The following is a 25,643-nucleotide window of genomic DNA, read 5'->3' on the forward strand; positions in this document are numbered from 1 at the left end:
AAATATCAATATGATTAATTTATTATTTTGAGTACAATTCTACGATGAACTGCTCATTAATATTTTCTGGTATCTGAATTCTTTCTGGTACAGCTACAAAAGTTCCTTCCATTTTATCGCCATTCCAATTTAACCATTCGTAAACATTACTATTATTAGCTAAAGAACTTTCTACAGCAGTTAATGATTTAGATTTTTCTCTAACACCAACTACATCACCAGCTTTTAATTGATAAGAAGATATATTCACAATCTCACCATTTACAGTAATATGTCTATGAGAAACTAATTGACGTGCACCTCTACGTGAAGGAGATACACCCATTCTAAATACTACATTATCTAAACGAGATTCACATAATTGTAATAAGATCTCACCTGTAATACCTTTGCTACGAGAAGCTCTCTCAAATAAGTTTCTAAATTGACGCTCTAAAATACCGTAAGTATATTTAGCTTTTTGTTTTTCCATTAATTGGACAGCATATTCAGACTTTTTACCTCTACGTCTGTTATTACCATGTTGCCCTGGAGGATAATTTCTTTTTTCAAAAGATTTATCATCTCCGAAAATTGCCTCGCCAAATTTACGAGCAATCTTAGTTTTTGGTCCTGTATATCTTGCCATTTCTATTTATTTAACTGAAAGGGATTATGAATTAAGGCTTAATCCTTCGATAATCTAAATTCCTCTCTTAAAAATTAATTAATTATACTCTTCTTCTTTTAGGAGGACGACACCCATTATGTGGCATTGGTGTAACATCAATAATTTCTGTTACCTCTATACCAGCATTGTGGATAGTTCTAATTGCAGACTCTCTACCGTTACCTGGTCCTTTTACATAAACTTTTACTTTACGCAAACCTGCTTCGTGTGCTACAGTAGCACAATCTTCAGCAGCCATTTGAGCAGCATAAGGTGTGTTCTTTTTAGAACCTCTAAAACCTTGTTTACCTGCAGATGACCAAGAAATTACGTCTCCTTTTTTGTTTGTTAAAGAAATAATGATGTTGTTAAATGAAGCTGTTATATGTGCTTCACCAATTGCATCAATTACTACTTTACGCTTTTTTGAACTTGACTTTGCCATAATTCGTTAACTATTATTTAGTTGCTTTTTTCTTATTAGCAACAGTTTTTCTCTTACCTTTTCTTGTTCTAGAGTTATTCTTAGTACGTTGTCCTCTTAAAGGAAGACCAACTCTATGACGGATTCCTCTATAACAACCGATATCCATTAAACGCTTGATGTTTAATTGAGTCTCTGAACGAAGTTCACCTTCGATAGTATAAGAACCTACTTGCTCACGGATTCTTCCGATTTCATCATCAGACCAATCTTGAACTTTAGTACTCTCATCAACTTTAGCAGATTCTAAAATCTCTTTTGCTCTGCTTCTACCAATTCCGTAAATGTAAGTTAATGATATAACTCCTCTCTTTTGTTTTGGTATGTCAATTCCTGCTATTCTTGCCATAATTATCCTTGTCTTTGTTTAAATCTAGGATTCTTTTTGTTGATTACATATAATCTGCCTTTTCTACGTACAATTTTGCACTCGGCACTTCTCTTTTTTACTGATGCTCTAACTTTCATCGCTTTAGTATCTATAAGTTATGCGAGCCTTTGTTAAATCGTATGGGCTCATTTCTAATTTTACTTTATCACCTGGTAATAGTTTAATATAATGCATACGCATTTTACCAGAGATATGTGCAGTAACAATATGACCATTTTCTAGTTCTACACGAAACATAGCATTCGATAATGCTTCACTAATGGTTCCGTCTTGTTCTATCGCTTGTTGCTTTGCCATAATTACGCTACTGATTTTCTTTTTGTTCCGGTTTTCATTAAACCATCGTAATGACGATTTAATAAATATGAATTTATTTGTTGGATGGTATCGATTGCAACTCCAACCATAATCAACAAAGACGTTCCGCCATAAAACATAGCCCATCCTGGCTGTACACCTGCCTTAACAATGATAGCTGGTAAAATAGCTAAGAATGCTAAGAATAAAGATCCGGGTAATGTTATACGTGATAAAATTGTATCTAAATAGTCTGCAGTTTCTTTACCTGGACGAATACCCGGTAAGAATCCACCACTACGTTTTAAATCGTCAGCCATTTTATTGGTAGGTATTGTAATTGCTGTGTAGAAATAACTAAAAATGATTATTAGAACTGCAAATAATACATTATACCATAATCCGAACATATCTACGAACTCAGTACCAATTGCCTTTAACGTTTCATTTTCTGCATTAGCTAATAAACTAGGTACAAACATTAATGCTTGCGCAAAAATGATTGGCATTACACCAGATGAATTTACCTTTAAAGGAATATATTGTCTCGCGCCAGCAACATTCTGTACATTCCCAGCTACTGTTCTTCTAGCATATTGAACTGCTATTCTACGAACAGCTGTTACTAATAACACACATGCTAAAATTACTACCAACCATACAATTACTTCTATAAATACCATTAACACACCTCCATTACCTTGAGTCACTCTAGAAGTAAACTCTTGCATAAAAGTAGATGGAAAAGTTGCAATAATACCTATCATAATTAATAGTGAAATACCATTACCAATACCTTTATCAGTAATTTTTTCACCTAACCACATGGCAAAAATTGTACCAGCAGTTAATAAAAGGATAGATGAGAACCAAAACATTGGTCCATTACCTAATAAAAATGCACTTGGTGGAATACCTAATGATGGTAAACTTACTATATAAGTAGGTGCCTGAATAATTAAGATCCCAACAGTTAACCAACGTGTAATTTGAGTAATCTTCTTTTGACCACTAGCTCCTTCTTTTTGTAGTTTTTGTAAATAAGGAACTGCTATTCCCATTAACTGAACTACAATAGAAGCCGAGATATAAGGCATAATACCAAGTGCCATAACAGAAGCTTGTGCGAACGCACCTCCTGTAAAAGCATTTAACAATCCTAAAATATTGTTGTCTTGAGTAGTATTTTGTAGACCAGAAAGCTGAGTAGGATCTATACCAGGTAATGGAACTTGTGCAGCTAAACGATACACTACCATTAATCCTAAGGTAAGAATGATCTTATTTCTAAGCTCTTCAATCTTCCAAATATCTTGTATGGTACTTATAAATTTTTTCATTTACTTTTTAAAGTATTAAAGGGCAACAGCTTCACCACCAGCTTTTTCTATAGCAGCTTTAGCCGTAGCGGTAAATTTATGTACTGTAATGTTTAATTTTGCTTTAAGCTCTCCTCTACCTAAAATCTTAACCAAATCATTTTTACGAGCTAGTCTATTCTCTACAAGAACATCCATAGTAACAGTATCTTTAATTCTACCATTGTCTACCATTTCTTGCAGTTTATCTAAATTAATACCTAGATATTCTTTTCGATTAATATTCGTAAAACCAAATTTAGGCACACGGCGTTGCAAAGGCATTTGACCACCTTCGAAACCGATCTTCTTAGAATAACCTGAACGAGATTTAGCACCTTTATGACCTCTAGCGGCAGTACCACCTTTACCAGAACCTTGACCTCTACCAATTCGCTTTCCAGCTTTTGTTGAACCTGCAGCAGGTTTTAAGTTATTTAATTCCATAACTTTATATTATTAAGCTTCTTCTACAGAAACTAAGTGTTTAACTTTATTTACCATTCCTACAATAGTAGGTGTAGCATCATGCTCTACTGTTTGATTTAACTTGCGTAAACCTAGAGCTGCTAATGTTCTCTTTTGATCTTGAGGACGATTAATTTTGCTACGTGTTTGTGTTACTCTTATTTTTTTCATCGTAATTCCTCTTTTTAGCCGTTAAATACTTTTTGTAAAGAAATTCCCCTTTGTTGTGCAATTGTATTTGCATCACGCAATTGTAATAAAGCATCAAATGTTGCTTTTACCACATTATGAGGATTTGATGAACCTTGAGATTTTGATAATACATCGTGTACACCAACAGATTCTAATACCGCACGTACAGCACCACCAGCAATAACTCCGGTACCATGTGAAGCAGGTTTTAAAAACACTTTTGCTCCACCATACTTACCTTTTTGCTCGTGTGGTAATGTTTGGTTTATGATTGGTATTCTTATCAAATTCTTCTTTGCGTCTTCGATAGCTTTTGCAATAGCAGAAGCAACATCTTTAGATTTACCAAGACCATGACCTACTACGCCATTTTCGTTACCTACAACAACAATAGCTGAAAAACCAAATGCTCTACCACCTTTTGTTACTTTAGTAACTCTTTGTACGCCTACCAAATGGTCTTTTAATTCTAAACCGCTTGGTTTTACTCTTTCAACGTTTCCGTATTTTTGATACATAATCTTTGATTAAAATTTTAAACCTGCTTCTCTTGCTCCGTCAGCTAAAGCTTTTACTCTACCGTGATATAAGTATCCGTTTCTATCGAAAGCAACAGATTCTATACCAGCTTTAGATGCTTTTTCAGCCAATGCTTTACCAACATTTGCAGCAACTTCTATTTTCGTTCCTTTGGCATCGATTCCTTTTTCTCTAGAAGAAACAGCAATTAATGTTTTGCCATTTACATCATCGATTAATTGAGCATCGATTCCTTTATTACTTCTAAACACAGATAATCTTGGTCTAGCTTCTGTACCAGATACAATCTTTCTAATTCTGTGTTTTATACGTTGTCTTCTTTCAAGCTTTGATAATGCCATAATATCTATTTATTATGCAGATTTACCTGCTTTTCTTCTAATTTCTTCTCCTACAAATTTGATTCCTTTTCCTTTATAAGGCTCTGGCTTACGGAATGAACGGATCTTAGCCGCTACTTGTCCTACCAATTGCTTATCGTAAGAAGTCAATTTTACTATAGGATTTTTACCTTTTTCTGAAACTGTTTCTACTTTTACTTCAGGAGCTAAGTCTAACACAATATTGTGAGAGAAACCTAAAGCTAAGTCTAACTTCTGACCTTGATTATTAGCTCTGTAACCTACACCAACTAATTCAAGTTCTTTTGTCCAACCTTTAGAAACACCTTCAATCATATTATTGATCAAAGCTCTGTATAAACCGTGCTTTGCTTTATGATCTTTACTTTCTGATGGGCGTTCTACAGTTAGAGTACCATCTTCAGTCTTTACGTTAATATCTTTTATCTCTTGAGATAATTCTCCTAATTTTCCCTTTACAGTTAATACACCATCTTTAAAATCGATAGTTACACCTTCTGGAATTGAAATTGGAGCTTTTCCTATTCTTGACATCTTTCTACTTTTTTAATAAACGTAACATAAAACTTCACCACCAACGTTTTCCTGACGTGCTTTTTTGTTAGTCATTACACCTTTAGATGTAGAAACAATAGCAATACCAAGACCATTTAATACTCTTGGCATGTCTGAAGAACTTACGTACTTACGTAAACCAGGTTTACTAATACGTTCTATTTTTCTCATAATAGGTTGCTTTGTTACTTTATCGTATTTCAAAGCAATTTTAATAGAGTCTTGAACTTTGTTCTCTTCGAACTTATAGCTTAAGATATACCCTTGATCGAATAAGATCTTAGTCATCTCTTTCTTTAAGTTAGAAGCTGGTATTTCTACCACTCTATGTCCTGCGCTTGCAGCATTTCTAATCCTCGTTAGATAATCTGCTATAGGATCTGTATACATATATAATAATTTGCGGTTATGGTTTTTAGCACTAACTAAACCTTTAACCAATTAATAATTTTACCAACTAGCTTTTTTAACACCTGGTATTAAACCTTGGTTAGCCATTTCACGGAATGTTACACGCGAAATACCAAACTGGCGCATATACCCTTTAGGTCTCCCTGTTAATTTGCAACGATTGTGCATACGAATTGGAGAAGCGTTTTTAGGTAACTTTTGTAATGCTTCATAATCACCAGCTTCTTTTAAAGCCTTACGTTTCTCAGCATATTTAGCTACTGTTTTTGCTCTTTTAACCTCACGGGCTTTCATTGATTCTTTAGCCATCTCTTAATTCTTTTTAAATGGTAAACCTAATTCGTTTAATAATGATTTTGCCTCTTTATCAGTATCAGCAGAAGTAACAAATGTGATATCCATACCATTAATTTTGTTTACTTTGTCGATATCGATCTCTGGGAAAATAATTTGCTCAGTAACACCTAAGTTATAATTTCCTCTTCCGTCAAAACCATTTGGTTTTACACCTCTAAAATCTCTTACACGAGGTAATGAAGCTGTTACTAATCTATCTAAGAACTCATACATTTTATTACCACGTAAAGTTACTTTTGCGCCAATAGGCATACCCTTACGTAATTTAAATGATGCTACGTCTTTTTTAGACATTGTTGCTATTGCTTTTTGACCAGAAATTTTTGTTAACTCGTCTACTGCATAGTCAATTAATTTCTTGTCTGCTACTGCAGCTCCAACTCCTTTACTAATTACAATCTTCTGTAATTTAGGAACCTGCATTACATTTTTATAACCGAACTCTTCGGTTAATGCAGCTTTTACTCTGCTATTGTAATCTTCTTTAAGTCTTGGTACGTATGCCATAACTAAATTACTTTATCAGTTTTTTTAGAAAACCTAACTTTCTTACCATCTTCTGTTCTATATCCTACTCTAGTAGTTTCTCCTCCTTCAACTAACATTAAGTTAGAAATATGGATAGGAGCTTCAAATTTTGAAATACCACCTTGAGGATTCTGAGCGCTAGGTTTAGTGTGCTTTGACACCATGTTTACACCTTCTACAATTGCTTTGTTCGAATCTCTAAGAACTTTAACAATCTTTCCTTCTTGTCCTTTATTATCTCCAGTAATAACTTTTACTGTATCTCCTGTTTTAATCTTTAGCTTTGTCATCTTCAAAATAAATTAAAGCACTTCTGGTGCTAATGATACAATTTTCATGAATTGTTTTTCACGAAGTTCTCTAGCTACAGGACCAAATACACGAGTACCGCGCATTTCTTCAGTAGGATTTAATAATACACAAGCATTATCGTCAAATCTTATATAAGAACCATCTTTACGACGTACTTCTTTTTTAGTACGTACTACAACAGCTCTAGATACTTGTCCTTTCTTCACAGTTCCGTTTGGTGTTGCGTCCTTTACAGTAACCACAATTTTATCACCAATAGAAGCATAGCGTTTTTTAGTTCCGCCAAGCACACGGATAACAAGAACTTCTTTAGCTCCTGTGTTATCTGCAACTTTTAATCTTGATTCTTGTTGTAACATAATTATTTAGCTCTTTCTAAGATTTCTACTAACCTCCAACGTTTGGTTTTACTTAACGGACGAGTCTCCATTATTTTAACCGTATCACCAATGTTGCAGTCATTTTTCTCATCGTGTGCAACATATTTCTTTGTTTTTAACACGAACTTTCCATACATAGGGTGTTTTACTCTTGTTACATCTGCAACAATAATAGACTTATCCATTTTGTTACTTTTAACAACACCTACACGTTCTTTTCTAAGATTTCTTTTTTCCATCTTGTAAATAGAATAGAATTATTGTAATTCTCTTTTAGTTAATTCTGTAGCAACTCTTGCAACAGTTCTTCTTAGCTCTCTTAATTGCATTGGAGTTTCCAATGGCGAAATAGCGTGAGCCATTTTAAGATCTGTATAATTTTTCTTTAACGCACCTAACTTCTCTTCTAACTCAGCTACAGATAATTCTTTAATTTCTGATTGTTTCATCTTCTTAATTAATTAGCGTTATCGTAATCTCTTGCTACTATAAACTTTGTTTTTACTGGTAGTTTTTGGGCTGCTAAGCGTAATGCTTCTTTTGCAACATCCATTGGTACACCACCAATTTCAAACATTATTCTTCCAGGTTTTACTACAGCTACGAAATATTCTGGAGCACCTTTACCTTTACCCATACGTACTTCTAATGGTTTTTTGGTAATAGGCTTGTCTGGAAAAATTTTAATCCATAACGAACCTTGTCTTTTCATATAACGAGTTGCAGCAATACGAGCGGCTTCAATTTGGCGAGAAGTTAATAGGTTTTGCTCTAGAGCTTTGATACCAAACATTCCGTTAGAAAGTCTGTGTCCTCTTTGAGAATTACCCTTCATGTTCCCTTTTGCCTTCTGAACCTTACGATATTTTACTCTCTTTGGTTGTAACATCTTCTAAATTTTTAAAAAATTTATTTTCTTCTTTGAGGTCTTCTTCCGCCACCTTTATTGCCTGATGATTTACCACCTTGTTTCTTAGATAAACCAACTAACGGAGACAATTCTCTTTTACCATAAACCTCACCTTTCATAATCCATACTTTTACACCGATACGGCCATAAGTAGTATGAGATTCTACAAGTGCATAATCAATATCTGCTCTAAAAGTAGATAGAGGAATTCTACCTTCTTTATAAGATTCTGAACGAGCCATCTCAGCTCCATTTAAACGACCAGAAATCTGAACTTTAATACCTTCTGCGTTCATACGCATTGAGGCAGCAATAGCCATTTTTATAGCACGTCTATAAGAGATTCTATTCTCAATTTGACGAGCAATACTAGATGCTACTAAATAAGCATCAAGTTCTGGGCGCTTAATTTCAAAAATATTGATCTGTACTTCTTTACTAGTAATCTTTTTAAGCTCTTCTTTTAACTTATCTACCTCTTGACCACCTTTACCGATAATAATACCAGGTCTAGCAGTAGTGATAGTAACGGTTATAAGTTTTAAAGTGCGCTCAATAATTACTCTAGAAACACTTGCTTTTTGTAATCTAGCACGTACGTACTTTCTTATTTTGTCATCTTCAGCAATTTTATCGCCATAGTTCTTTCCACCATACCAGTTAGATTCCCATCCTCTGATAATTCCTAAACGATTCCCTATTGGATTAGTTTTTTGTCCCATACTAATTACGAATTGCTTTGAGTTTTAGTTCCCAATACCATAGTTACGTGATTAGAACGCTTTCTAATTCTGTGCGCTCTACCTTGAGGTGCTGGTCTTAATCTTTTTAACATTGAAGCACTATCAACATAAATTTCTTTAACAAACAAACCTGCACCTTCTATATCTGCATCTTCGTTTTTTTGTTGCCAATTATTAATAGCTGATAATGTTAATTTCTCTAAATTACGTGCTGCTTCTTTTGGGCTGAATTTTAAAATAGCTAATGCTTTTTCTATTTCAACACCTCTAATTTGATCTGCAACTAAACGCATTTTTCTTGGTGATGTAGGGCAACCATTAAGCTTTGCCAAGAATTGATTCTTGCGCTCTTCTTTACGTTGCTCGGCTTTTAATCTTTTACGAACTCCCATGATTCCTACTATTTTTTACCTTTATTTTTAGCACCTGCATGCCCTCTAAAAGAACGCGTTGGTGAAAATTCTCCTAACTTATGACCTACCATGTTTTCTGTAACATATACAGGTACAAATTGACGACCGTTATGCACACCAATAGTTTGTCCTACAAAATCAGGAGTAATCATAGAGGCTCTAGACCAAGTTTTGATTACTGATTTTTTACCAGACTCAACATTTGCTTGTACTTTCTTTTCCAATTTATGGAAAACATAAGGTCCTTTTTTTAATGAACGTGCCATAGTTTCTTATTTTTTTCTACGTTCTATAATATATTTATTACTTGCCTTCGTTTTAGAACGAGTTTTATATCCTTTTGCAGGAATACCATTTCTAGAACGTGGGTGACCACCTGAAGCTCTACCTTCACCACCACCCATTGGATGATCTACAGGATTCATTCTCACAGGATTCGTACGAGGTCTTCTACCTAACCATCTATTTCTACCTGCTTTACCAGATACTAATAATTGATGGTCAGAATTAGAAACCGCACCAATAGTAGCTTTACAAGTAACTAAAATCATTCTTGTTTCACCAGAAGGTAATTTAACTGTTGCATACTTACCTTCTCTTGCCATTAACTGTGCAAAGGAACCAGCTGAACGTGCCATAACAGCACCTTGACCTGGGCGTAATTCTATACAAGAAATTACTGTACCTAAAGGAATCTCACTTAAAGGCATTGCATTACCTACTTCTGGAGCTGCTTTCTCACCAGAAACAATAGTTTGCCCTACTTTTAATCCGCTTTGAGCGATTACATATCTTTTTTCACCATCTGCATAATTTAATAAAGCAATAAATGCAGTTCTGTTTGGATCGTATTCAATAGTTTTTACAGTTGCAGGAACACCGTCTTTGTTTCTTTTAAAATCAACAATACGGTATCTCTTTTTATGACCACCACCTAAGTAGCGCATTGTCATTTTACCTTCACTATTTCGTCCGCCAGATCTCTTCTTTGGAGCAAGTAAACTTTTCTCCGGAGTAGAAGTAGTAACAACGTCAAAGTCGTTAACGACTCTAAAACGTTGACCTGGTGTAATTGGTTTTAATTTTCTTAATGCCATCTCTATTTATCTTAGATATTGCTATAAAAATCAATGTTATCTCCTTCTGCTAACTCAACAATTGCTTTTTTATAAGCTCCTTTCATACCAGATACTAATCCTTTTTTAGTGTACTTAGTTGTACGTTGAACAGGATAGTTCATAGTTCTTACTTTGTTAACAGAAACTCCATAAGCTTGCTCAATAGCTTCTTTAATTTCAATCTTGTTAGCTCTCATATCAACCACAAATCCGTAACGGTTAAATAACTCGCTATGATCAGTTGCTTTTTCTGTAATAATAGGTTTAATTAAAATACTCATCGCTTCTATTATTTGCTAAAATTAGATTCAATTTCTTCTACACAAGCTTCAGACAATACAATTTTATTTGCATTTAAAACATTATAAGTGTTTAATTTTGAAGCAGTTATAACGTTTGTTCTTTTTAAATTGCGCGATGACAAATATACGTTTTTATTTGACCCATCCAACACAAACAAAGACTTTTTGTTTTCTAACTCTAAAGCTTTCAAAATGTTAGTGAAATTTTTAGTCTTCGGAGCATCAAAAGTAAAGTCTTCAACTATTACAATATTCTCTTCTTTTGCTTTGATAGACAATGCTGATTGACGTGCTAAACGCTTTAAATTTTTGTTTAATTTAAAACCATAATTTCTTGGTCTAGGACCAAAAACACGACCACCTCCTCTAAAAATAGGAGACTTAATACTACCCGCACGGGCTGTACCAGTTCCTTTCTGTTTTTTGATCTTACGAGTACTACCTGTAATATCTGCTCTTTCTTTTGCTTTATGTGTACCTTGACGTTGATTAGCCAAGTATTGTTTCACATCTAAATAAACAGCATGTTTATTTGGCTCTATAGCAAAAATAGCATCTGAAAGCTCAACTTTTCTTCCAGTACTTTTTCCGTTGATATCTACTACTGCTACTTTCATTATTTCTGAATGATTACATAAGAATTTTTATGACCAGGAACAGCACCTTTTACTACTAAAAGATTCTTTTCTGGAACCACTTTTAAAACTCTTAAATTTTGAACTTTCACTTTCTCGCCACCCATTCTACCTGCCATACGCATTCCTTTAAATACTCTTGCAGGATACGATGCAGCACCAATAGAACCAGGAGCTCTTAAACGGTTATGTTGACCGTGCGTTGCTTGACCAACACCAGCAAACCCATGACGTTTTACAACGCCTTGGAAACCTTTACCTTTTGATGTACCAGATACATCAACAAATTCGCCTTCTTCGAAGTGTTCAACTGTTATTGAATCACCTAACTTGTACTCCTTCTCAAAACCTTGAAATTCCGCGACTCTTTTCTTGGCAGATGTACCAGCTTTTTTAAAGTGACCATCTAAAGCTTTATTAGAGCTTTTTGCCTTTTTGTCATCGAAACCTAGCTGAATTGCTTCATAGCCATCAACTTCGTTGGTTCTGACTTGGGTAACTACACATGGTCCAGCTTCGATTACTGTACACGGAATGTTCTTTCCGCTTTCATCGAAAATGCTAGTCATGCCAATCTTTTTTCCTATTAACCCAGACATTTGATTTAATTTTTGATCCGAAATAATTCGAATCTATTGTTATACTTAATTATTTATTCAAAAAAATTCAGGGAAGAAAACGAATTCATCCCTGAATTTAAGTTTTCTAACCGTTTTTCCCTCGACTACCGCTCGGGACATGTCAATCTGAAACTCGTTAGGTTTCAGAAAATGTTTATCACACCTTGATCTCTACTTCTACACCACTTGGTAACTCTAACTTCATTAAAGCATCAATTGTTTTTGATGATGAAGAATAGATATCTAATAATCTTTTATAAGAACTTAATTGAAATTGCTCTCTAGATTTTTTGTTTACGTGTGGAGAACGTAGTACTGTAAATATCTTTTTGTGTGTTGGTAATGGAATCGGCCCATTAATAACAGCACCAGTGCTTTTTACTGTTTTTACAATCTTTTCAGCAGATTTATCTACTAAGTTATGATCGTAAGACTTTAATTTTATTCTAATTTTTTGACTCATCGCTTAAAACTATTTTGTAGATAAATTATCCTTGAACGTTTTTAATTACTTCCTCTGCTATATTATTTGGAGTCTCAGCATAGTGAGAGAATTCCATAGTAGAAGTTGCTCTACCAGATGATAAAGTTCTTAATGATGTAACATAACCGAACATTTCTGATAATGGCACTTCTGCTCTAACAACTTTAGAACCAGCTCTATCTGACATATCGTTAACCTGACCTCTACGTCTGTTTAAGTCACCAACGATATCACCCATATTTTCTTCTGGCGTTAATACCTCTAACTTCATGATTGGCTCCATCAATACAGCACGCGCAGCTTTAGCAGCAGCTTTGTATCCTAACTTAGCAGCTAATTCAAACGATAATGAATCTGAATCGACAGCGTGGAAAGATCCATCTTTCAGCGTAACTTTCATACTATCCATTTCAAATCCTGCTAAAGGACCATTTACCATAGCCATTTTGAAACCTTTCTCTACTGAAGGAATATATTCTTTAGGAATATTACCACCTTTAATCATGTTAATAAACTCTAAACCAGATTTACCTTCTTCTGCAGGCTCCATCGTAAATACGATATCAGCAAATTTACCACGACCACCAGATTGCTTCTTATAAGTTTCTCTATGATCTGCAGCTTGTGTAATTGCTTCTTTGTATTCAACTTGTGGTTGACCTTGATTAACTTCAACTTTAAACTCGCGTCTTAAACGGTCAACAATAATATCTAAGTGAAGCTCACCCATACCAGAAATAATAGTCTGACCTGATGCTTCATCAGTTTTTACTGTAAATGTTGGATCTTCTTCAGCTAATTTACCTAAAGCCATACCCAATTTATCTACATCAGCCTTTGTTTTTGGCTCAACAGCTATACCAATTACCGGGTCTGGAAAATCCATTGATTCTAATACAATCGGAGATTTTTCAGCAGATAAAGTATCGCCAGTTTTTATATCTTTAAATCCAACAGCAGCTCCTATATCACCAGCTTCGATATAATCGATAGCGTTTTGCTTATTAGAGTGCATTTGATAGATACGAGAAATTCTTTCTTTCTTACCAGAACGATTATTTAGAACATAAGAACCAGCATCTAGACGACCAGAATATGCTCTAAAGAATGCTAAACGACCCACGAAAGGATCAGTAGCAATTTTGAACGCTAAAGCTGCAAACGGTTCTTTTACATCTGGCTTACGCGCAATCTCATTACCAGTATCTGGATCAGTACCAATAATCGCTTCTTTATCTAAAGGAGAAGGTAAATAACGACATACAGCATCTAATAAGAATTGTACACCTTTATTTTTAAAAGCAGATCCACATACCATTGGGATAATAGACATATCCATTACAGCAGCACGAAGCGCAGCATGAATTTCATCCTCAGTAATTGAATCTTCATCCTCCATATATTTTTCAAGCAAATCCTCATCATAAGCAGCAACTTCTTCAATAAGTTTACCTCTTAATTCATGAGCCTCTTCTTTTAAATCTTCAGGAATATCAATAACATCGAAAGTTGCTCCTTGAGTTTCGTCGTGCCATACAATAGCGCGATTCTTAACTAAGTCAACAACTCCTTTAAAATTATCTTCATCACCAATATTTAATACAATAGGTACAGCATTTGAACCTAACATATCTTTAACTTGCTGACATACTGCCAAAAAGTTAGAACCTTGACGATCCATTTTATTTACAAAGCCCATTCTTGGAACTTTGTAATTATCAGCTAGTCTCCAGTTAGTTTCTGACTGAGGCTCAACACCATCAACAGCACTAAATAAAAATACTAATCCGTCTAGTACACGCAAAGAGCGATTCACCTCAACAGTAAAATCAACGTGACCTGGAGTATCAATTATATTAAAATGGTATCCTTTAGCATCAGCAGTTGGTTTACCTTGCTCAGTTGGAAACTGCCAAGTACAAGTAGTTGCAGCAGAAGTAATTGTAATCCCTCTTTCTTGCTCTTGCTCCATCCAGTCCATTGTTGCAGCACCATCATGCACTTCACCAATTTTATGAGAAACACCTGTATAATAAAGTATACGCTCTGTAGTTGTAGTTTTACCAGCATCAATATGCGCAGCAATACCTATATTTCTTGTATATTTTAAATCTCTTGCCATTTCTAATTAAAATCTAAAGTGTGAGAATGCTTTGTTAGCTTCAGCCATTTTGTGAACATCTGTTCTTTTCTTAACAGCAGCTCCTTCTTCTTTTGCAGCAGCTAATACCTCGCCAGCTAAACGCTGAGCCATAGATTTTTCGTTACGCTTTCTAGCAAATAAAATCATCCATTTAATTGCCATAGACACTTTACGATCTGGTCTAATTTGCATTGGGATTTGAAATGTAGCTCCACCAACTCTACGACTACGTACTTCTACGTGTGGCATAACGTTAGATAAAGCATCTTTCCATATTTCTAGGGCAGTTTTTTCTTCGTCTTGTTTTCTTTCTTCTACAATTTCTAAAGCATCATAAAACACTTTAAAAGCAGTAGACTTTTTACCATCCTTCATTAAGTTATTCACAAAACGAGTTACTAATTGATCATTAAATTTTGGATCTGGTAAAAGAATTCTTTTTTTCGCGACTCTTTTTCTCATGTCTCTTTACATTAAAGTGATTTAATTATTTCTTTGGGCGTTTAGCACCGTATTTAGAACGACGCTGAGTTCTACCCTCAACACCTGCTGTATCTAAAGCACCACGAACAATGTGATATTTTACACCAGGTAAATCTTTTACTCTTCCACCTCTAACTAATACTATCGAGTGCTCTTGTAAATTGTGACCTTCTCCTGGTATGTAAGCATTTACCTCATTTCCGTTAGTTAACCTTACCCTTGCTACTTTACGCATAGCAGAATTTGGTTTCTTTGGAGTAGTAGTGTAAACACGTGTACAAACACCTCTTCTTTGAGGGCACGAATTTAAAGCAGCCGATTTGTTCTTCTTAGTTATTTGGGTTCTTCCCTTACGTACTAACTGTGATATAGTTGGCATACTAATTAATTATTATCTTTTGTTTTTAAAAAATCTCTATTTTTAGAGGGTGCAAATGTATAAATTATTTCTCGTTATTCAAACACCTATAGATTAAATTTTATTTACATTTAAAAAATAGCTCAACTATTACTTTTTTTAAGGAGTTTTTCGGCTATTTTTACCCTGTTTTGAAATATTTATTTACACCATATATATATATACTTTTTTTTCTGTGGAATTTTCAACAGCTTAATTCTCAAAATTTCACATTAAAAATTTCTACAAAGGATAGTTTAAATAGCACAATCATTAAACATTTAAAATTCCAGAAAAAACACCAAACGGTTAAAAACCTCTTTTCTGAAATTGACTCTTTACAATTAAAATTGGAAAGGCTTGGATATTTGAATAATCGGGTAGATTCATTAATTAATAGAGATTCAATTTATACCGCTTATTTTTTTTTAGGGAAATCCACTAAGCGAATCAAAATATTTTATGACAATAACTTTTTAACTAAAAAGGATTTATTTCGTTTTACGAAAAATATTACTAATGACTATTTTGAAATCAATTTAGAAAATATCTCATCTGCTTTAAATCAATTAGTTGGTCTTTTTGAAAAACAAGGAAAACCCTTTACTGAAATTCAACTAAAAGATATTTCTTTCAACGAAGATTATATAAATGCTAAGCTATACATTAATATTTCTGAGGAAAGAACAATTGATAAAGTTGTGATTAAAGGATATGAAAATTTTCCTAAATCATTTTTGGAACATTTTTTTGACTTAAATTCAAACTCAGTATTTAATACACAAAAGATTGAAAATATTTCACAGCAAATAAAGCTCTTACCTTTTGCTTCAGAAACAAAATCACCTGAAGTACTTTTCACAAAAGATTCAACTTATCTATATCTTTATCTCAAAAAAGAAAAAGCAAATCGATTTGATGGATTGATTGGTTTTACATCAGATAAAAATAATAAAGGCTTAGAATTTAATGGTTATTTAGATTTAGAGTTAAACAATGTTCTAAATGGAGGTGAACATATAAAATTGAATTGGAAAAATAATGGTGATCAAAAACAATTATTTAATTTAGGTTTTGAATTACCTTACATTTTTAATTCTTCACTTACTCCAAAACTTGGATTGAATATTTACAAACAGGACTCTACATTTATAAACACAAATTTAAACCTAGAATTAGGTTATTTAATTAATTATAGGAATAAAGTGAGTTTAGTTTTAGACTCTAGAGGTTCAAATAATTTATTAGACATAGCAACAAATGATATTGTTGATTTTAACTCTATTCTTTACGGAGTAGTTTACAATTATCAAATCTTAAATGATCATGTTTTATTTCCTACAAAACTAAATGTAAATACAAAACTAACCTTAGGTAACAGAAAGTCTCAAGGAATAAAAACTAAGCAGGCACAAATTAATTTTTTAGTTAATTATTTATGGAGTTTTAATTTTAGAAATCATTTATATATTAAAAATGAAACTGCTCTTTTAAATTCTGACGACTACATTACAAATGAGTTATTTAGAATTGGCGGAGTAAATAGTATACGAGGATTTAATGAGGAAAGTATTTTTGTATCACTCTATAGTTTTTTAAATTTGGAATATAGATACTCGCCAAATAACTCTTCTTATTTGTATTCTATAACAGATTTAGGTTTTATTAAAAATCAACTTGCAGATATTTCCCAACAAATTTTTAGTTTAGGTTTAGGCTATGCTTTCAGAACTAATTTTGGTTTACTCAATGTAAGTTATGCGATCGGTAAATTTGAAAAGCAGCCTTTTGACTTTAATAATTCAAGATTTCATTTAAAAATTATTAGTTTCTTTTAACATAAACGCAACCTTTGTTTTTTATTTGAATCTAGACTCTAAGCGTAGAGTCTTTAACATTTAGTTAACTTATTTTTATATTTTTTAACATAAAAGTTGGTTTTTTAACTATTTATTAAGACTTTTGGCTTCAATTAATTCAAATAATTATACAATGAAAACAAAGTTTAGTGGAATTTTGACGCTATTACTGGCGTTTGTTGTGCAATTTTCTTTTGCGCAAGAAAAGACTATTACTGGTACTGTTACTGACGATTCAGGCCCTTTACCTGGGGTAAGTGTTGTTATTAAAGGAACAACTACAGGTACTGAAACTGATTTTGATGGAAAATATTCTATCAATGCAAAGTCGGGTGATGTATTAGTATTTAGTTTTGTTGGTATGACAGCCCAAGAGAAAATTGTTGGTGACTCTAATACAATAAATGTGGTATTAGTAGCAGACAACGTTTTAGAAGAAGTTGTTGTGACAGCTTATGGTATTAAAAAAGAAAAACGTTCTGTTGGATATTCCGTTCAAGAGGTAGATGGTAAAGCCATTACTAACTCGGGAGCATCTAATGTACTAGACGCTTTATCTGGTAAATCATCTGGTGTTCAAATTACAAGATCGTCTGGTTCAGCAGGTGGCGGCTCTAGAATTTTAATTAGAGGTGCAACTTCTATGGTTGGTAATAACCAAGCACTTATTATTATTGACGGTGTGCGTTCAAATAACGAAACATTGAATGCTCAAGCAAATACTGCAGGTACCGCTCAATCTAACAGACTAATGGATTTAAACTCTGAAGACATTGAGAACATCAGTGTTTTAAAAGGAGCAGCTGCAACAGCTATTTATGGTACTGCAGGTTCTGGTGGTGTGATCCTTATTACTACCAAAAAAGGATCTCAAGGTCAGAAATTTCAGGTTGGTATAAGTTCGCAAGTAGCTTTTGATGATGTACAACAATTAACCCAATTACAAAACACGTATGCTCAAGGTAGAGTTATTGGAGGTGTTCCAACATGGAGAGGTCCTGAAACAGGAGAATCTGGTTCTTGGGGCCCTAGATTATCTGATTTAGAATATAGCAACGATATGAATGCATATGATGCTGCAAATGGAAATGCTGGTAGAGCATTTGATGCTGATGGGAATTATCGTTGGGATAACAATGGATTTTTAGTACCTGCTGGTTTAGGTAATGGAATTCCTGCCCAAGATTATAATAGAAGAAATAGCGATGATTTCTTCCAAACAGGAGTAGCATATACACACAATATTAATATTTCTGGTAGTGCTGAAAAACTTACATACAGATTTTCTGCTTCAGATATAAAACAAGAAGGTGTTGTACCTAATGAAACATATGATCGAAGAACATTTAATTTAAGTTCTACTTTAAAGGCTAATGACAAATTATCTTTTGAAGCGGCAGTAAACTACACTAGATCTGATTATAATAGAATCCAACAAGGTTCTAATACATCAGGTTTATTATTAGGGTTATATAGAACACCTGCTTCATTTGACAACTCAAATGGTTTAGGTACAGATGCTGCAATAGATAATCGTGCAGCTTATGAATTTGCTGATCGTAGTCAAAGAAATTACCGTGGTGGTGGTGGATATGACAACCCATATTGGGTTATTAACAATGCCCCTGGAGATGAAGAAGTACACAGGGTTTTTGGTAACTTTAAAACAAATTATTCAGTTAACAACTGGGTTAATTTTGGTTTAAATGTTGGGGTTGATGTTACTTCAGATCAAAGAAAACAATCATTTGAAGTTGGGTCAAGAACGAACCCAACAGGTAGAATCATTCTAGATGATTATTTAACTAGACAATCAGATGTAAACCTATTTGTAACAGGAGATGGTGACATTACAGATGATTTTTCATTTAACTACCTTCTAGGTGCTAACTGGTTTAGCTTTGTAAGAGATAGACAAAATGCAGTAGGTATCGGTTTATTATTCCCAGGGTTTATGGATATTAGTAATACTACTACTGTAACGAGTTTTGAAGATGTAAATAGATACCGTTCTATGGGTATCTTTATGAATGCACAAGTAGGTTGGAAAAATCAGTTATATCTTAATTTCTCAGCAAGACAAGATTATGATTCAAGATTACGTGATCCTGCTAAAGAATTTAATGCAAGTGATATCGATTTCTTCTATCCTTCTATTTCTGGTTCTTGGATTTTCACAGAAGTGTTACCTAAAAATAGTGTTTTATCTTTTGGTAAAATAAGAGCTTCTTGGGCACAAGTAGGTGCGCCACCTCCAGTAGCATATTCTACTTCTACTAGTTATGAAATTGGTGTTATTGCTGGTGGATGGGGTAATGGTATTTCATTCCCTATTAATAATGTGACTGCATTTGAACAAGATAATTTAGCTGGAAACCCAGGTCTAGTACCAGAAATTACTACAACTAAAGAATATGGTGTCGATTTAAAATTCTTTGGTAATAGAATTACACTAGATGCAGCCTATTTTGAAAGTGACATCGAAGATGCTATCTTAAATGCTTCATTAGCACCATCTTCAGGATTTACATCTAAATGGGTAAATGCTGGTATTATGGAAAGTGAAGGTTGGGAAGTTACATTGAGTGGTATCCCAGTTACAAATGATAATTTTACCTGGAATACTTCATTGAACTGGAGTTCTAGTGAAACTGTTGTAAAGCAATTGGCACCTGGTATTGAAAGATTATTTTTAGCAGGTTTCCAAACAGCTGGTACATACTTAGTTGAAGGATTACCGTATGGTGCAATTGTAGGTGGAGCTTACTTGAGAGAACAAGCTGGTACTGCTTCAGATACTAGTTTATCTATTCCAGGTGGTGCAATAGTTATTGACCCGGCTACAGGTTATCAAGCTATTGATAATACACAGCGTGTAATTGGTGATCCAAATCCTGATTTTATCTTAGGTTGGAATAACTCATTTACATATAAGAACCTTACACTTAACTTTTTATTCGACTGGAAAAAAGGTGGTGATATCTGGAATGGTACAGCTTGGGCCTTGTCTTTCTTTGGTAGATCTCAGTTAACTGCAGATACAAGAGAGGAAACTCCATTTGTATTAGATGGTGTATTACCTGACGGTAATGGTGGTTTTACTCCTAACAATATTCCTATTGTAAGAGATAGATCTTACTGGACATCAAATGTTGGTGGTTTCGGATCTGTTGGTGAGCAATTTGTAGATGATGGAAGTTGGTTAAGATTAAGAGAATTATCTCTTTCTTATAGCTTACCAAAAGAATGGTTTAAGAGTATGCTAATCGAAAGTGCTAACATAACTTTTACAGGTAGAAATTTATGGTTAGACGCAGCTTATAATGGTGTTGACCCAGAAACGAGTTTAACTGGTAATGGTAATGGTCAAGGTTTTGATTATTTCAACAACCCAGGTACAAAGTCGTATATGTTCAAGGTAGGGTTTAACTTTTAATTAAAGAATTAAGATGAAATTTAAAAAATTAACAAACGTACTGATTATATTTATAATCACATTGTCATTTGTGTCTTGTGAAGACTTTTTTAGCAATGACAATTCGGATCCTAATGCTCCTTTTGATGTACCAATCTCTGCAGCATTACCTGCTATAGAATTAACTATTGTTGATTCTTATGGTGGACTATGGTCAAACTTTGGTAACATGTGGATTCAACAAGTTGAAGGTGTTGAAAGACAATGGGAGTCATTTAATAGGTATGATGCACAGCCGGTTAGATTTAATCAATCTTGGCAACAGATGTATGAAAATGTATTTGTTGAACTTAGAGTAGTTAATCAAAAAGCTATAGATCAAGGCCTTAATCATTATTTAGGTATTGCAAAATCCTTAGAAGCTTTTGCTCTGATGATGACTACAGATGTTTGGGGAGATGTTCCTTATACAGAAGCTGGTTTAGGTGATGCAAATAACAATCCAGCATATGATGATCAAGCTACTGTTCTTATGCCAGCCATTAGAACATTATTAACTGATGCATTAAATTTATTTGATCAAGCTCCAGGTCCAATCTCACCTGGTTCAGATGATGTACTCTATGGAGGTGATATAGATAACTGGAAATTAGCTGCTCATGGTTTGCTAGCTAGATATTATCTACGATTAGATGATAATGCTAATGCATTGGCTGAAGCTAAGCAATCTTTTACTAGTAGATCTGAAAATCTAGGGTATAAATATCCTGGAGCTGGTAATGATGCTCCTTGGTTTGGTTTTAATGATGTAAGACAAGGTGACCTTGAATTCCATCCAACTATGGGAGGTATCATGTCTGGTTTAAACGATAATGCTAGGTTAGCAATGATGAACCCAACATTTGATGGAGATCATCCATATCTTACAGCTGATCAACAAGTAGATTTAATCTCTTATAGAGAAATGCAATTTATAATTGCAGAAACTTCTACTGATGCTGCTGAAAAAAATACGGCTTACCTTAATGGTATTAGAGCTTCATTTGTAGAATTAGGTCTTGGAGATGCTGAGTACAATGCATACGTAGCGCAAGGAGCAGTAAATCCTGGTGCTGGCAGTCTTACAATGAATCATATTATGACTCAGAAGTATATTGGTATGTTTGTACAGCCAGAAGCTAATGTAGACTGGAGAAGAACAGGTATACCAAGTTTAACAGCTGTGCCAGAAGCTACTTCTACTGTTATTGCTAGAAGATGGTTCTATCCAGAAAATGAGTATTTATTTAATGAAAATGCTCCAGCTAGAGATTCAGATTTAATTTTCCAAAGAGTAGATTGGGATAATTAATATTTTTAGAATATTTTCAAAAAAAAAGAGTGCTCTAAAGAGCACTCTTTTTTTTGTGTAACATCATACAGTTTGACAACTTTTAACACAATTTAGAAGAATCTTTCAATTTAAAACCAATAGAGTTTTTTGAATCCAAATATTTGGCCCTACCTATTCTTTTTTAACATTTAGTATCTTTTCTTTAACTTTTTTTTTTGTTTTTAACATTTCTTTATATTTCGTTAACAATTCTTTTCCTCTCGTTAACATTATTTAACCTTATTTAACTTTTATATTTTTTGCATCTAGATTAAATATTTGGACTTTTGGCAACAATCAATTCAAATAATTATATAATGAAAACAAAGTTTAATGGAATTTTGGCACTGTTACTAGTGCTTATTGTGCAAATATCATTTGCACAAGAAAAAACTGTTTCGGGTACTGTGACTGATGAGGATTCAAGCCCTTTGCCTGGAGTTAGTGTAGTTATCAAAGGAACTACAACAGGTACTCAAACAGATTTTGATGGAAATTATTCAATTCAAGCTAAAGTAGGTGATATACTTGTATTTAGTTTTGTTGGAATGAAGTCCCAAGAAATTACTGTGGGTGCTTCAAATACAGTTAGCCTTGTGTTAGTTGCTGATAATCTTTTAGAAGAAGTAGTTGTGACAGCTTTAGGTATATCTAAAGATGAAAAAACCTTGGGTTATTCTGCACAATCACTTAAATCTGATGAATTGGTGAAAGCAGGACAAAGTAATATTGTAAATGCATTAAATGGTAAGGTTGCTGGTGTAAACATTACTAGTTCAAATGGTGCTCCTGGTGCCTCAGCAAATATTGTAATTAGAGGATCATCAAGTATTTCAGGAAACAATCAACCACTTTTTGTTGTTGATGGTTTACCAATTAACAATAATACTGATAATGGTTCAAGTTCTGGAATTTTAGACGGTACAGATTTTAGAGATTATGGTAAAACTGTCGGTACAAATAGAGCTGCAGATATCGACCCTAATGATATTGCATCTGTAACGGTTCTTAAAGGAGGTGCTGCTACTGCACTTTATGGTAATAGAGCTGTAAATGGAGCTATTATTATTACAACGAAAAAAGGTAGAGCTGGTAACGGATTAAATGTTACAATAAACTCAAGTTATTCTTTTGAGGAAGTTAATAAATTTCCAGAGTTTACACATCAATATGCTCGAGGAAGAAATGGTGCTTATTCTAATGTGACACACTGGAGTTGGGGACCAGCATATTCAAACAATCCAACTTTTCCAGCTGGCACTACAGTAGATTTAGCTGGTGATGGAGTTGCTGAAGATGTTTCTGGGCAACCTATTCCACAATTCTTCGATAACTATAAAAGATTTTGGAATGATGGGAATACACTTCAGACATCTATCTCGGTTTCTGGAGGAGATGAAAAAGGAAATTTTTATGCTTCTTTAGGTAGACAAGATCAAGAAGGTATAGTTCCTAATAGTGAATATGAAAGAGTTAATGCGACTATTAAAGGAGAATATAACGTAACAGACAAATTTAAAATTGGAGGTTATGCAACCTATGCAAATTCTCGTACAGCTGCTTTACAAGGAGCAGATACTGGCTTTCAAGGTTTAGGTTATTACCACCACATGTGGGATGTAGATACTAGAGCTTGGGCTGACCCACAAGGTAATAGAACTTGGTTTAGTACTGCGGTCGCAGAACCAAACTGGACTGTAAATGAAGAAGTAGAAGATGGTGAAGTAAACAGGTTCATCGGAAGTTTAAATTTCTCATACGCGTTTGCTGATTGGATAAAACTTTCTTATCGAGTTGGAATGGATACTTATAGTGATGACAAAAACTTAGTAAGACCTATTACGTCAGTAAATACAACTAACAACTTAGGTGATTTATATGAAATAAGAATAAATAGTAAAGATTTTAATTCTGATATACTATTAACAGGAAACCTTAATTTAACAGATGATCTTGGATTATCTTATTTAGTTGGAAACAATATTTATGAGACTTTATATGATAGACTCTATGTACAAGGTGACGGTCTCTCGGTAGGAGGTTTTACTGATATATCTAATGCGGTTACTGTAACTTCAAATAATCTTACTAATAGAAAAAGAACCATTGGTGTATTTGGTGAACTAAGTTTAGATTATAAAGACACTTATTTCCTATCTGTGACTGGAAGAAATGACTGGTCATCTACCTTGCCAAAAGGTGCTAATTCTTTCTTTTATCCATCGGTTAGTGGTGCAATAGTATTGTCTAATCTAATTGAAGATCAAGATAGTTGGTTATCTTTTGCTAAAATTAAAGGTTCTTGGGCTGAATTGGGTAATGATTCTCAAGGTTTATATGCTACTTCTGATGTTTATGCAAAGAGAGATCCTAACGTGCTTGGTCAGCCAAGATTTACAGTTAGTGCTACTCAAGGTAACCCAAATATAAAACCAGAAATATCTTCAACATGGGAATTAGGTACCGAATTAAAATTTCTTGATAATTTAATTAATTTAGATTTCACCTATTACAATAGAACAACTGAAGATCAGGTAGTCTCAGTACCTCTAGCACCAGAAACAGGTTTCGGTGCCTACTTCGATAATGCTGGTAAAGTTGTTAATAAAGGTATAGAAGCTATTTTAGGTTTTAATAATATTATAAGAGGCTCAGAAGATGTTACTTGGGACTTATTATTCAACTTTACAAAAAACGAGAGTGAAGTAATTTCTATTCCAGATGGTTTAGATGAAATTATTATTGGTTATGGATATTGGAATGCCGCAAATATTGTAGCAAGACCTGGCTTACCTTATGGTACATTTGTCGGTTCAGGTTTTAAACGTAATGAAAATGGAGTGTTGTTATTAGATGATAATGGTTACCCTCAAGTAGCTACAGAAAACCTAGTATTAGGAGATCCAAACCCAGACTGGGTTATGAACATCAACAATAATTTAAGTTATAAAGGTTTTACATTAAGCGGTACGTTAGAATTTAGACAAGGTGGTGAAATTCTAAATGATTCGGAAGCTTTCTGGGTATATTCTGGGTTAAGTAGAACTACTCAAGATCGTTATTACTCAGCAACGACACCAAATGGTAATGCTACAGCTATATTCGATGGTATAATTGAGTCAACTGGGCAGCAAAGTAATGTAGCAGCTCCGTTAACAAATGGTTATTACCATGATCAAAATGCATTCGTTGATGAGGCCCATATTGAGGATGCTTCATGGATTAGACTTAGAAACATCAGTTTATCATATTCTGTTCCTTCAAAATGGTTGGATAAAACACCACTAACTGGTTTAGATTTTACTGTTTCTGGTAGAAATTTATGGTTAGATACAAACTACAAAGGTGTTGACCCTGAAACTAATGCTCTTGGAGCGGGGAACGTTCAAGGTGTAGATCTAATTAGTGCACCAGGTACTAAAAGCTATGGCTTTGCAGTAAAAGTACAATTCTAAAAATATAAAA

The 25,643-nt window shown here is 33.9% G+C and carries 34 protein-coding genes; 4 read left to right on the top strand and 30 right to left on the bottom strand.

The window, feature by feature from the left end; translation table 11 throughout:
• Positions 1 to 22: 22 nt before the first annotated feature.
• The 30 genes from rpsD to rpsL all read right to left on the bottom strand — a co-directional run bounded on the left by rpsD (position 23) and on the right by rpsL (position 15,514).
• Entirely contained in the window at positions 23 to 628 is a 606-nt protein-coding gene (rpsD, locus tag AC3IF2_RS08825; RefSeq protein WP_489166691.1) for a 30S ribosomal protein S4, read from the bottom strand.
• A gap of 82 nt (positions 629 to 710) precedes the next feature.
• Positions 711 to 1,094, bottom strand: a complete 384-nt coding sequence (gene rpsK, locus AC3IF2_RS08830; protein WP_489166692.1) for a 30S ribosomal protein S11 — start codon at positions 1,092 to 1,094, stop codon at positions 711 to 713.
• A 13-nt stretch (positions 1,095 to 1,107) separates the two neighbouring features.
• Positions 1,108 to 1,482 carry a 30S ribosomal protein S13 gene (rpsM, locus tag AC3IF2_RS08835; RefSeq protein ID WP_480199251.1) on the bottom strand — a complete coding sequence of 125 codons (375 nt, stop codon included), beginning with the start codon at positions 1,480 to 1,482 and terminating at the stop codon, positions 1,108 to 1,110.
• Positions 1,483 to 1,484: 2 nt separating this feature from the next.
• Positions 1,485 to 1,601, bottom strand: coding sequence for a type B 50S ribosomal protein L36 (gene ykgO / locus AC3IF2_RS08840; protein ID WP_073370549.1), 117 nt, complete (start codon positions 1,599 to 1,601; stop codon positions 1,485 to 1,487).
• 4 nt (positions 1,602 to 1,605) lie between these two features.
• On the bottom strand, positions 1,606 to 1,821 hold the full coding sequence (gene infA, locus AC3IF2_RS08845) for a translation initiation factor IF-1 (RefSeq protein ID WP_480194015.1): 216 nt from the start codon (positions 1,819 to 1,821) through the stop codon (positions 1,606 to 1,608).
• A gap of 2 nt (positions 1,822 to 1,823) precedes the next feature.
• The gene (gene secY, locus AC3IF2_RS08850) at positions 1,824 to 3,161 is read right to left on the bottom strand and encodes a preprotein translocase subunit SecY (RefSeq protein ID WP_489166693.1); all 1,338 of its coding nucleotides are present in this window, start codon (positions 3,159 to 3,161) and stop codon (positions 1,824 to 1,826) included.
• A 15-nt stretch (positions 3,162 to 3,176) separates the two neighbouring features.
• Positions 3,177 to 3,626 carry a 50S ribosomal protein L15 gene (rplO, locus tag AC3IF2_RS08855; RefSeq protein WP_489166694.1) on the bottom strand — a complete coding sequence of 150 codons (450 nt, stop codon included), beginning with the start codon at positions 3,624 to 3,626 and terminating at the stop codon, positions 3,177 to 3,179.
• A 12-nt stretch (positions 3,627 to 3,638) separates the two neighbouring features.
• Positions 3,639 to 3,818 carry a 50S ribosomal protein L30 gene (rpmD, locus tag AC3IF2_RS08860; protein WP_489166695.1) on the bottom strand — a complete coding sequence of 60 codons (180 nt, stop codon included), beginning with the start codon at positions 3,816 to 3,818 and terminating at the stop codon, positions 3,639 to 3,641.
• A gap of 14 nt (positions 3,819 to 3,832) precedes the next feature.
• Positions 3,833 to 4,357, bottom strand: a complete 525-nt coding sequence (gene rpsE, locus AC3IF2_RS08865; protein WP_489166696.1) for a 30S ribosomal protein S5 — start codon at positions 4,355 to 4,357, stop codon at positions 3,833 to 3,835.
• A 9-nt stretch (positions 4,358 to 4,366) separates the two neighbouring features.
• The gene (gene rplR, locus AC3IF2_RS08870) at positions 4,367 to 4,720 is read right to left on the bottom strand and encodes a 50S ribosomal protein L18 (RefSeq protein ID WP_489166697.1); all 354 of its coding nucleotides are present in this window, start codon (positions 4,718 to 4,720) and stop codon (positions 4,367 to 4,369) included.
• A gap of 12 nt (positions 4,721 to 4,732) precedes the next feature.
• Positions 4,733 to 5,275 carry a 50S ribosomal protein L6 gene (gene rplF / locus AC3IF2_RS08875; RefSeq protein WP_489166698.1) on the bottom strand — a complete coding sequence of 181 codons (543 nt, stop codon included), beginning with the start codon at positions 5,273 to 5,275 and terminating at the stop codon, positions 4,733 to 4,735.
• 12 nt (positions 5,276 to 5,287) lie between these two features.
• Complete coding sequence (gene rpsH, locus AC3IF2_RS08880; RefSeq protein WP_489166699.1) at positions 5,288 to 5,686, bottom strand: 30S ribosomal protein S8; 399 nt, start codon at positions 5,684 to 5,686, stop codon at positions 5,288 to 5,290.
• Between the two features lie 60 nt (positions 5,687 to 5,746).
• Positions 5,747 to 6,016 carry a 30S ribosomal protein S14 gene (rpsN, locus tag AC3IF2_RS08885; RefSeq protein WP_224926463.1) on the bottom strand — a complete coding sequence of 90 codons (270 nt, stop codon included), beginning with the start codon at positions 6,014 to 6,016 and terminating at the stop codon, positions 5,747 to 5,749.
• Positions 6,017 to 6,019: 3 nt separating this feature from the next.
• On the bottom strand, positions 6,020 to 6,571 hold the full coding sequence (gene rplE / locus AC3IF2_RS08890; protein ID WP_489166700.1) for a 50S ribosomal protein L5: 552 nt from the start codon (positions 6,569 to 6,571) through the stop codon (positions 6,020 to 6,022).
• A 2-nt stretch (positions 6,572 to 6,573) separates the two neighbouring features.
• On the bottom strand, positions 6,574 to 6,882 hold the full coding sequence (gene rplX, locus AC3IF2_RS08895) for a 50S ribosomal protein L24 (protein ID WP_489166701.1): 309 nt from the start codon (positions 6,880 to 6,882) through the stop codon (positions 6,574 to 6,576).
• Between the two features lie 12 nt (positions 6,883 to 6,894).
• Positions 6,895 to 7,263, bottom strand: a complete 369-nt coding sequence (gene rplN, locus AC3IF2_RS08900) for a 50S ribosomal protein L14 (RefSeq protein ID WP_480199241.1) — start codon at positions 7,261 to 7,263, stop codon at positions 6,895 to 6,897.
• 2 nt (positions 7,264 to 7,265) lie between these two features.
• Positions 7,266 to 7,523 carry a 30S ribosomal protein S17 gene (rpsQ, locus tag AC3IF2_RS08905; protein WP_489166702.1) on the bottom strand — a complete coding sequence of 86 codons (258 nt, stop codon included), beginning with the start codon at positions 7,521 to 7,523 and terminating at the stop codon, positions 7,266 to 7,268.
• A gap of 18 nt (positions 7,524 to 7,541) precedes the next feature.
• Entirely contained in the window at positions 7,542 to 7,733 is a 192-nt protein-coding gene (rpmC, locus tag AC3IF2_RS08910) for a 50S ribosomal protein L29 (RefSeq protein ID WP_480199239.1), read from the bottom strand.
• A gap of 8 nt (positions 7,734 to 7,741) precedes the next feature.
• Positions 7,742 to 8,173: a 50S ribosomal protein L16 gene (gene rplP, locus AC3IF2_RS08915; protein WP_489166703.1), complete on the bottom strand. Its 432-nt coding sequence runs from the start codon at positions 8,171 to 8,173 to the stop codon at positions 7,742 to 7,744.
• Between the two features lie 20 nt (positions 8,174 to 8,193).
• Positions 8,194 to 8,916, bottom strand: coding sequence for a 30S ribosomal protein S3 (rpsC, locus tag AC3IF2_RS08920; RefSeq protein WP_489166704.1), 723 nt, complete (start codon positions 8,914 to 8,916; stop codon positions 8,194 to 8,196).
• 5 nt (positions 8,917 to 8,921) lie between these two features.
• Positions 8,922 to 9,329: a 50S ribosomal protein L22 gene (rplV, locus tag AC3IF2_RS08925; protein WP_489166705.1), complete on the bottom strand. Its 408-nt coding sequence runs from the start codon at positions 9,327 to 9,329 to the stop codon at positions 8,922 to 8,924.
• Between the two features lie 8 nt (positions 9,330 to 9,337).
• The gene (rpsS, locus tag AC3IF2_RS08930; protein WP_480191042.1) at positions 9,338 to 9,616 is read right to left on the bottom strand and encodes a 30S ribosomal protein S19; all 279 of its coding nucleotides are present in this window, start codon (positions 9,614 to 9,616) and stop codon (positions 9,338 to 9,340) included.
• Positions 9,617 to 9,622: 6 nt separating this feature from the next.
• A complete protein-coding gene (gene rplB, locus AC3IF2_RS08935; protein ID WP_489166706.1) occupies positions 9,623 to 10,447 on the bottom strand; it encodes a 50S ribosomal protein L2 in 825 nt (274 codons plus the stop codon).
• Positions 10,448 to 10,458: 11 nt separating this feature from the next.
• Positions 10,459 to 10,749, bottom strand: a complete 291-nt coding sequence (gene rplW / locus AC3IF2_RS08940; RefSeq protein ID WP_489166707.1) for a 50S ribosomal protein L23 — start codon at positions 10,747 to 10,749, stop codon at positions 10,459 to 10,461.
• 8 nt (positions 10,750 to 10,757) lie between these two features.
• Positions 10,758 to 11,387 (bottom strand): 50S ribosomal protein L4, encoded by a 630-nt coding sequence (gene rplD / locus AC3IF2_RS08945; protein WP_489166708.1) that lies wholly within the window; start codon positions 11,385 to 11,387, stop codon positions 10,758 to 10,760.
• On the bottom strand, positions 11,387 to 12,004 hold the full coding sequence (rplC, locus tag AC3IF2_RS08950; protein ID WP_489166709.1) for a 50S ribosomal protein L3: 618 nt from the start codon (positions 12,002 to 12,004) through the stop codon (positions 11,387 to 11,389). The genes rplD and rplC overlap by 1 nt, the downstream gene beginning before the upstream one ends.
• 178 nt (positions 12,005 to 12,182) lie before the next feature.
• Positions 12,183 to 12,488 (bottom strand): 30S ribosomal protein S10, encoded by a 306-nt coding sequence (gene rpsJ, locus AC3IF2_RS08955; protein WP_117879398.1) that lies wholly within the window; start codon positions 12,486 to 12,488, stop codon positions 12,183 to 12,185.
• Positions 12,489 to 12,513: 25 nt separating this feature from the next.
• A complete protein-coding gene (gene fusA, locus AC3IF2_RS08960) occupies positions 12,514 to 14,631 on the bottom strand; it encodes an elongation factor G (protein WP_489166710.1) in 2,118 nt (705 codons plus the stop codon).
• A gap of 6 nt (positions 14,632 to 14,637) precedes the next feature.
• Positions 14,638 to 15,114 (bottom strand): 30S ribosomal protein S7, encoded by a 477-nt coding sequence (gene rpsG, locus AC3IF2_RS08965; protein ID WP_489166711.1) that lies wholly within the window; start codon positions 15,112 to 15,114, stop codon positions 14,638 to 14,640.
• Positions 15,115 to 15,139: 25 nt separating this feature from the next.
• Positions 15,140 to 15,514: a 30S ribosomal protein S12 gene (rpsL, locus tag AC3IF2_RS08970; protein WP_480199228.1), complete on the bottom strand. Its 375-nt coding sequence runs from the start codon at positions 15,512 to 15,514 to the stop codon at positions 15,140 to 15,142.
• A 368-nt stretch (positions 15,515 to 15,882) separates the two neighbouring features.
• Here rpsL and AC3IF2_RS08975 point away from each other — a divergent pair, with 368 nt between their 5' ends.
• The 4 genes from AC3IF2_RS08975 (at position 15,883) to AC3IF2_RS08990 (ending at position 25,633) form a co-directional block, all read left to right on the top strand.
• Positions 15,883 to 17,370 (top strand): BamA/TamA family outer membrane protein, encoded by a 1,488-nt coding sequence (locus AC3IF2_RS08975; protein ID WP_489166712.1) that lies wholly within the window; start codon positions 15,883 to 15,885, stop codon positions 17,368 to 17,370.
• 154 nt (positions 17,371 to 17,524) lie between these two features.
• Entirely contained in the window at positions 17,525 to 20,827 is a 3,303-nt protein-coding gene (locus tag AC3IF2_RS08980) for a SusC/RagA family TonB-linked outer membrane protein (protein WP_489166713.1), read from the top strand.
• Positions 20,828 to 20,840: 13 nt separating this feature from the next.
• On the top strand, positions 20,841 to 22,157 hold the full coding sequence (locus AC3IF2_RS08985; RefSeq protein WP_489166714.1) for a SusD/RagB family nutrient-binding outer membrane lipoprotein: 1,317 nt from the start codon (positions 20,841 to 20,843) through the stop codon (positions 22,155 to 22,157).
• 338 nt (positions 22,158 to 22,495) lie between these two features.
• The gene (locus AC3IF2_RS08990) at positions 22,496 to 25,633 is read left to right on the top strand and encodes a SusC/RagA family TonB-linked outer membrane protein (protein WP_489166715.1); all 3,138 of its coding nucleotides are present in this window, start codon (positions 22,496 to 22,498) and stop codon (positions 25,631 to 25,633) included.
• The last annotated feature ends 10 nt before the right edge of the window (positions 25,634 to 25,643 follow it).

It is taken from the genome of Maritimimonas rapanae (genome assembly GCF_057837205.1).